Origin of the sequence: Saliniramus sp., from assembly GCF_035311605.1 — a bacterium.
In the GTDB taxonomy this organism is placed as follows: Bacteria; Pseudomonadota; Alphaproteobacteria; order Rhizobiales; family Beijerinckiaceae; genus Saliniramus.
The window spans coordinates 1-7,025 of record NZ_DATGCW010000228.1 but is presented as its reverse complement, the minus strand read 5'-3'; the positions used below and the strand labels follow the sequence as shown (position 1 = coordinate 7,025).

At 65.9% G+C, this 7,025-nt stretch carries 5 protein-coding genes and 1 pseudogene; 5 read left to right on the top strand and 1 reads right to left on the bottom strand.

All coding sequences use genetic code 11. The annotated features are described in order from the left end of the window. The 3 genes and pseudogenes from VKP01_RS10370 to ribB form a co-directional block, all read left to right on the top strand. Positions 1-322 (top strand): annotated as a pseudogene (locus VKP01_RS10370) (MFS transporter); the annotation flags it as partial. A 108-nt stretch (positions 323-430) separates the two neighbouring features. After that, positions 431-1,549, top strand: a complete 1,119-nt coding sequence (aroC, locus tag VKP01_RS10365; RefSeq protein WP_324412069.1) for a chorismate synthase — start codon at positions 431-433, stop codon at positions 1,547-1,549. Positions 1,550-1,580: 31 nt separating this feature from the next. Next, positions 1,581-2,654, top strand: a complete 1,074-nt coding sequence (gene ribB / locus VKP01_RS10360; RefSeq protein WP_324412068.1) for a 3,4-dihydroxy-2-butanone-4-phosphate synthase — start codon at positions 1,581-1,583, stop codon at positions 2,652-2,654. A 68-nt stretch (positions 2,655-2,722) separates the two neighbouring features. On the opposite strand, the gene VKP01_RS10355 is transcribed toward ribB, so the two are convergent. Continuing rightward, complete coding sequence (locus tag VKP01_RS10355; protein WP_324412067.1) at positions 2,723-4,726, bottom strand: acetyl/propionyl/methylcrotonyl-CoA carboxylase subunit alpha; 2,004 nt, start codon at positions 4,724-4,726, stop codon at positions 2,723-2,725. A 342-nt stretch (positions 4,727-5,068) separates the two neighbouring features. Here VKP01_RS10355 and VKP01_RS10350 point away from each other — a divergent pair, with 342 nt between their 5' ends. Together VKP01_RS10350 and VKP01_RS10345 are read left to right on the top strand one after the other, a co-directional pair. Beyond that, on the top strand, positions 5,069-6,391 hold the full coding sequence (locus tag VKP01_RS10350) for an aspartate aminotransferase family protein (protein WP_324412066.1): 1,323 nt from the start codon (positions 5,069-5,071) through the stop codon (positions 6,389-6,391). Positions 6,392-6,466: 75 nt separating this feature from the next. Further along, on the top strand, positions 6,467-7,025 hold a 559-nt coding region (locus VKP01_RS10345; protein WP_324412065.1), incomplete at its 3' end, for a GTPase domain-containing protein.

Sequence of the window (7,025 nt, the reverse complement as noted above, 5' to 3'; positions counted from 1 at the left end):
GATCGGCCTCGATCTGCGGCCCGATCTGATCCTGGTGACGGGCCTCCTCGTCTTCGGCTTCGCCTTTGCCGTGAATTCCTCGCTGCATTCCTATCTGATCCTCGCCTATGCCGGTTCGAAGAAGGCGGCGGAGGATGTCGGTTTCTATTATGCGGCGAATGCGGCGGGCCGCTTCACGGGCACGTTGCTCTCGGGACTGCTCTACCAGTATGGCGGCATCCAGGCCTGCCTGATCGGCTCCGCCCTGATGCTGACCGCGTGTTTCGCCTTCACTTTCGGTCTGCCACGCGGTCAGGCCGGGCTCTCCGCGCCTGCGGAATGATCGGATTGCGCCTGTTTGCCGGCATCGGGAGTGATGTTTGCGCGAAAGCGGTTTCTTCGTGGGAGAACATGCTCTAAATACCCCGTTTCGCAATGATCGGGCCCGCCCATGTCCCATAACAGTTTCGGCCATCTGTTTCGCGTCACCACCTTCGGCGAGAGCCACGGGCCGGCTCTCGGCTGCGTGGTGGATGGCTGTCCACCGCAGATCCCGCTCACCGTCGCGGAGATCCAGGCCGAGCTCGACCGCAGGCGGCCGGGCCAGTCGCGCTTTACCACGCAAAGGCGCGAGCCGGATCAGGTGCGCATTCTGTCGGGCGTGTTCCAGGACGAGCGCATGCCGCAGCAGGTAACGACCGGCACGCCGATCGCGCTTATGATCGAGAATGTCGACCAGCGCTCGAAGGATTATTCCGATATCCGCGACAAGTACCGTCCCGGCCACGCGGATTACCCCTATGATATCAAGTACGGCGTGCGCGATTATCGGGGCGGTGGGCGTTCTTCTGCGCGCGAGACGGCCGCACGCGTTGCGGCCGGTGCCATCGCCCGAAAGGTCGTGCCGGGCCTGCGTGTGCGCGGCGCGCTGGTGCAGATGGGGCCGCATGCGATCGATCGCGGCAACTGGGACTGGGATGAGATCGGGCGCAACCCGTTCTTCTGCCCCGATGCGAAGGCGGCTGCCTTCTATGCCGATTATCTCGACGGCATCCGCAAATCCGGCTCCTCGGTCGGAGCCGTGATCGAGGTCGTGGCCGAGGGGGTGCCGCCGGGGCTGGGTGCGCCGGTCTATGGCAAGCTCGATACCGAGATCGCGGCGGCACTGATGTCGATCAATGCCGTGAAAGGCGTCGAGATCGGCGCCGGCTTTGCCGCAGCCGCTTTGACCGGCGAGGAAAACGCGGATGAAATGCGCCCCGGCAACGGGGATGCCCCCACCTTCACCAGCAATCAGGCTGGCGGCATTCTCGGCGGCATTTCAACCGGCCAGCCGGTGGTGGCGCGCTTCGCCGTGAAGCCGACCTCGTCGATCCTGACCCCGCGCGCCACCGTGACGCGCGACAATGCCGAGGCCGATATCCTCACCAAGGGCCGCCACGATCCCTGCGTGGGGATTCGCGCCGTTCCCGTCGGCGAGGCCATGCTGGCCTGCGTCATCGCCGATCACTATCTCAGACACAGGGGCCAGGTCGGTGAAAGCACCCCCTGGCCCGCAGGCGGTTCCTGATCGCCCTTCCTCCATTCCAATGTGAGCCACCATGCCCCAATCCGTCACAGAAGCCATCGAAGCCTTTGCCGCCGGCGAGATCGTCATTGTCACTGATGACGATGATCGCGAGAATGAGGGCGATCTGATCGTCGCGGCAACGCATTGCACGCCGGAGAAGATGGCCTTCATCATCCGCCATACCTGCGGCATCGTCTGCGCGCCGCTGACGCAGGCCGAGGCCCGCCGGCTGCGGCTCGACCCGATGGTGCCCTCAAACGATGCGCCGCTGGGGACTGCCTTCACCGTCTCCGTCGATACCCGCCACGGGCTGACCACCGGCATCTCCGCCGAGCAGCGCTGCAACACCGTACGCGCGCTCGCCAACGGCAATATGGGCGCGGGTGACTTCGTGCGTCCCGGCCATGTCTTCCCGCTGATCGCCAAGGAAGGCGGCGTTCTGATGCGCTCCGGCCATACCGAAGCGGCGGTCGATCTGTGCAAACTCGCCGGCCTGCCGGAAGTCGGCGTGATCTGCGAGCTCGCCAATGACGACGGTACCGTGATGAAGGGCGAGCAGATCACCGCCTTCGGTGAGAAGCACGGCCTCAGGCGCGTCTCCGTCGCGGACCTGATTTCCTATCGTCAGGCGCGCGAGAAGCTGGTCGAAAGGCTCGGCAGCTTCCCCGTCGAGACGAAATACGGCGAGATGACGGCTTACGCCTACGCCACACCCTTCGACGAGGTCCAGCATTTCGCTCTGGTCCACGGCGCGGTGGGCGATGGCGACAACGTGCTGGCGCGGCTGCATCGCGCCAATGTCGTGACGGATATCTTCCAGGGCGGCGTCGGACTGGATGCGGCGCTGGCGCGGATCGCGCAGGAAGGGCGCGGCGTCGTGGTTTATCTGCGCGAGGGCACGGCGGGTGTGCCGATGACCTCATTCAAGGAGGATACGACGGGGACAGAGGCGGAGCGCACACGCACCTGGCGCGAAGTCGGGCTCGGCGCCCAGATCCTGCGTGATCTCGGCGTGAAGTCGATCCGCAATCTCTCGACATCGAAACGCGCCTTCGTCGGTCTCGGCGGGTTCGGGATCGAGATCAAGGGCGTCGAGACGCTCTGATATCGTGCGATCGGGGGGGCGCGGGTCGCAAGACCCGTGCGCCTTCACCCGTGCGCCTTCGGATACGCTCAGGCGAATTCCAGAATCACCGCATCGACGGCGAGGCTGTCGCCTTCCTTAGCGATGATCCTGGCTATGGTGCCTTCGCGCTCTGCGCGCAGCACGTTTTCCATCTTCATCGCCTCGACCATGACCAGCGGCTCGCCGATCTTGACCTCCTGGCCCTCGCTCACGAGAAGCGAGCGCACCAGCCCCGGCATCGGGCAGAGCAACTGCTTGGTGGCGCCGCCATCGCGCTTTTCCGGCATGATCGCGGCGAGATCGGCCTCGCGGCGGGTGTAGACGCGGATATCGGCGAAGGCACCGGCATGGGAGAGCCGCACGCCGTTGAGAATGGCGCGCACCTGCATTGCCACGGGTGTGCCGTCGATGGTGCCGGTCCAGACCGGGTCGCCGGGCTTCCAGCCGCTGGCGACGAGGATGCGGGCTCCATCCGCGAAATCCACGGCGAGCTGGCCCTCGGCCTCGCTGATCGTGATGTCGTGGCGTTCGCTGCCCAGCATGACGGCGCGCTCGCGGGTGAAACGCACCGCTTCATCCGGGCGCATCTGGCCGCTGATGCGGCGCTTGCGCTCGTTGAGCAGGTGGTCGATCTGCGCACCCACCGCCGCGATGCGCAGCGCGACGACACCTTCCGGGGCCGGCAGGGTGAAACCGTCGGGAAATTCCTCCGCGATAAAGCCGGTCGAGAGCCGCGCCTCGCGCCAGCGCGGATGCGCCATCAGGGCGGAGAGGAAGGGGATGTTGTGGCGGATGCCGTCGATGGCAAACGCGTCGAGCGCGCGCGCCTGGGCCTCGATCGCCTGTTCGCGGGTGGGGGCGTGGGTAACGAGCTTGGCGATCATCGGATCGTAATAGATCGAGATCTCACCGCCCTCGGTGACGCCGGTATCATTGCGCACGCTGACGCCGTCCATGCCGGAATCCGCCGGCGGGCGGTACAATGTCAGCCGCCCGGTCGATGGCAGGAAGCCGCGGGTGGGATCCTCGGCATAGATGCGGCTCTCTACCGACCAGCCGTCGAGCCGGATATCGTCCTGCGTGTAGCGCAGTTTCTCGCCGGCGGCGACGCGGATCATCTCCTCGACGAGATCGATGCCGGTGATCATCTCGGTGACCGGATGCTCCACCTGCAGGCGGGTGTTCATCTCGAGGAAGAAGAATGACTTGTCCTGGCCGACGACGAATTCGACGGTGCCGGCGGAATCATAATCCACGGCTTTGGCGAGCGCGACGGCCTGTTCGCCCATCTCCCGGCGGGTTTCCTCGTCGAGGAGCGGGCTCGGGGCCTCCTCGATGACCTTCTGGTTGCGGCGCTGGATCGAGCATTCGCGCTCCGAAACCCAGATCGCATTGCCGTGCTTGTCGCCCAGAATCTGAATCTCGATATGGCGCGGATCAACGATGAATTTCTCGACGAAGACCCGGTCGTCGCCGAAGGAGGAGGCGGCTTCCGATTTGGCACGGGCGAAGCCTTCCGCAACCTCGTCGGCCGAATGGGCGATCCGCATGCCCTTGCCGCCTCCGCCGGCGGAGGCCTTGATCATCACCGGATAGCCGATCTCGTCGGCGATCTGCACCGCGTGTTCGGGGCTCTCGATCACCCCCAGAAAGCCCGGCACCGTGGAGACATTGGCGGTTGCCGCCGCCTTCTTGGATTCGATCTTGTCGCCCATGGCGGCGATGGCGCCGGGGTTGGGCCCGATGAAGACGATACCTGCCGCCTTCAGTGCCTCGGCGAAGGCCTCGCGCTCGGAGAGGAAGCCGTAGCCGGGATGCACGGCCTGAGCGCCGGTCTGCTTGCAGGCATCGATGATCTTCTCGATGACGAGATAGGATTCGGCTGCCGCTGCGGGACCGATATGCACCGCCTCATCCGCCATCTCCACATGCAGCGCATCGCGATCCGCATCGGAATAGACCGCGACGGTGGCAATGCCCATCCGCTTCGCCGTCTTGATGATCCGGCAGGCGATTTCGCCGCGATTGGCGATGAGAATCTTGTCGAACATGGGCAGACTGCACTCGTGCGGTTGGAACGGGATGCAAAGGCGAAACTGTCAAGCGTTACGTCCATCATCTCCCGCGCGCTGTCAAGCATGGGGCCGGATCGCGCGACACATCTTCGGGTTGGTGAAGCATGGCGACACGCATGAGGATCGTGCGTGCATGCGCGCCTGCGCGATCTGCGCGATTTCACGCATGCACCCGCGCGCCCGTCGGATTATGCTCGGTGCCTCGCCGACGCGCATGCCATCTGCCACGATCCGCGCGCAGGCTCCCGCAGAGATGCGGGCGACGATACAGATACGAGCCGCATCCAACGATCTGCGTGAGATCATCGAGAGACCGACATGACCAGCGTCCTGCACCGCAGCCTGAAAGCCAGCTACCCCAAGGCCGCGAGCGGCCAGGGCATCCATATCCGCGACACGGAGGGGCGCGATTACATCGACGCTTCCGGCGGTGCGGCGGTCTCCTGCCTCGGGCACATGCATCCCGATGTGCTGAGCGCCATGCGCAAGCAACTCGACGAGCTCGAATACGCCCATACCGGCTTCTTCACGACGGAAGTGGCGGAGCAGCTCGGCGACGATCTCGTGGCGCATGCGCCGGAGGGGATGTCGCATGTCTATTTCGTCTCGGGTGGCTCCGAGGCGATCGAGGCGGCCTTGAAGATGGCGCGGCAATATTTCGTCGAGATCGGCCAGCCGCAGCGCGCGCGCTTCATCGCCCGCAAGCAGAGCTATCACGGCAATACGCTCGGCGCGCTCGCGGTGGGCGGCAATGAATGGCGCCGGGCACAGTTCGAGCCGCTCCTCGTCAAGACGCATCACGTCTCGCCGCCCTATGCCTATCGCGACCGCCGCGCCGACGAGAGCGACGCCGAATACGGCGAGCGCCTGGCGCAGGAGCTGGAAGCGATGATCGCCGAGCTCGGCCCGGACACCATCATCGGCTTCATCGCCGAGACGGTGGGCGGTGCCACCGCCGGGGCACTCACCGCGCCGGAGGGCTATTACCGGCGCGTGCGCGAGATCTGCGACCGCCACGGTATCCTGCTCATCCTCGACGAGGTGATGTGCGGCATGGGCCGCACCGGCACGCTGCATGCCTGCGAGCAGGAGGGCGTCACCCCCGATCTGATGACCATCGCCAAGGGCATGGGTGGCGGCTACGCGCCGATCGGCGGGGTGCTGGTGCACGAGAAGATCATCGACGCCTTCGCTGCGGGTTCCGGCATGTTCCAGCACGGCCATACCTATCTCGGCCACCCGGTTGCCTGCGCCGCCTCGCTCGCGGTGCAGCAGGTGATCCGCCGCGACAATCTGCTGGAAAACGTGCGCAAACAGGGGAAATACCTGACGCAACGCCTCGAAGCGCGTTTCGGCAATCACCCCCATGTGGGCGATATTCGCGGGCGCGGCCTGTTCCAGGCCATCGAGCTCGTCGCCGACCGCTCCTCGAAGGAAACGTTCGACCCGGCGCGCAAGGTGCATGCGCAGATCAAGCAGGAGGCCATGGCGCGCGGGCTGATGTGCTATCCGATGGGCGGCACCATCGACGGCATCCACGGCGATCACGTCCTCCTCGCCCCGCCCTTCATCGTCAACGAGGCCGATATCGACGCCATCGTCGAGCGGCTGGGTGACGCGGTGGATGCGGTGGTCGGCTGAGGCCGGCGTGACGCCGATTGCGCCGCGCCCGCGCAGACACTAGATTCCGGCTTCAACGAGGCGAATGGATCGGTCGTGCGGGATTATATCGGGCGCATCTTGCGCAAGGGCGCGGCGGTTTCGCCGCCGGTGATCGAAGGCCAGGCGGTGCCGACGCCGACCCTGTGGCTGCTCGGCAAGACCGGAGCGGGCAAATCTTCGCTGGTGCGCGCACTGACGGGCGAGGCGGATATCGGCGAGGGTTTCGCGCCCTGCACCCGCACGGCCATGGCCTATGATTATCCGGCAGAGCACCCGGTGCTGCGCTTTCTCGATACGCGCGGCATCGGCGAGGCCGGCTATGATCCGAAAGATGATCTCGCGCAAGCCGAGCGCGGCAGCCATGCCCTCGTCGTCGTGGCACGGCTCGATGATCCGGTGCAGGGCGCGGTGGCCGACATCCTGCGTGAATTGCGCCGCCGCCGCGCCGCTCTTCCCCTGCTGATTGCCCATACCGGCGCCGATCTCGCCGAGACCAATGCCGTGCGCGCCCGCGCACAGGCCGTCACGCAATCGCGCTTCGAGGAGGCTGCGGGTGCCGAGCTGCCTGCCGTGACCCTCGCGCTTCCCCCGGAAGGCGCGCAAGCCGAGGGGC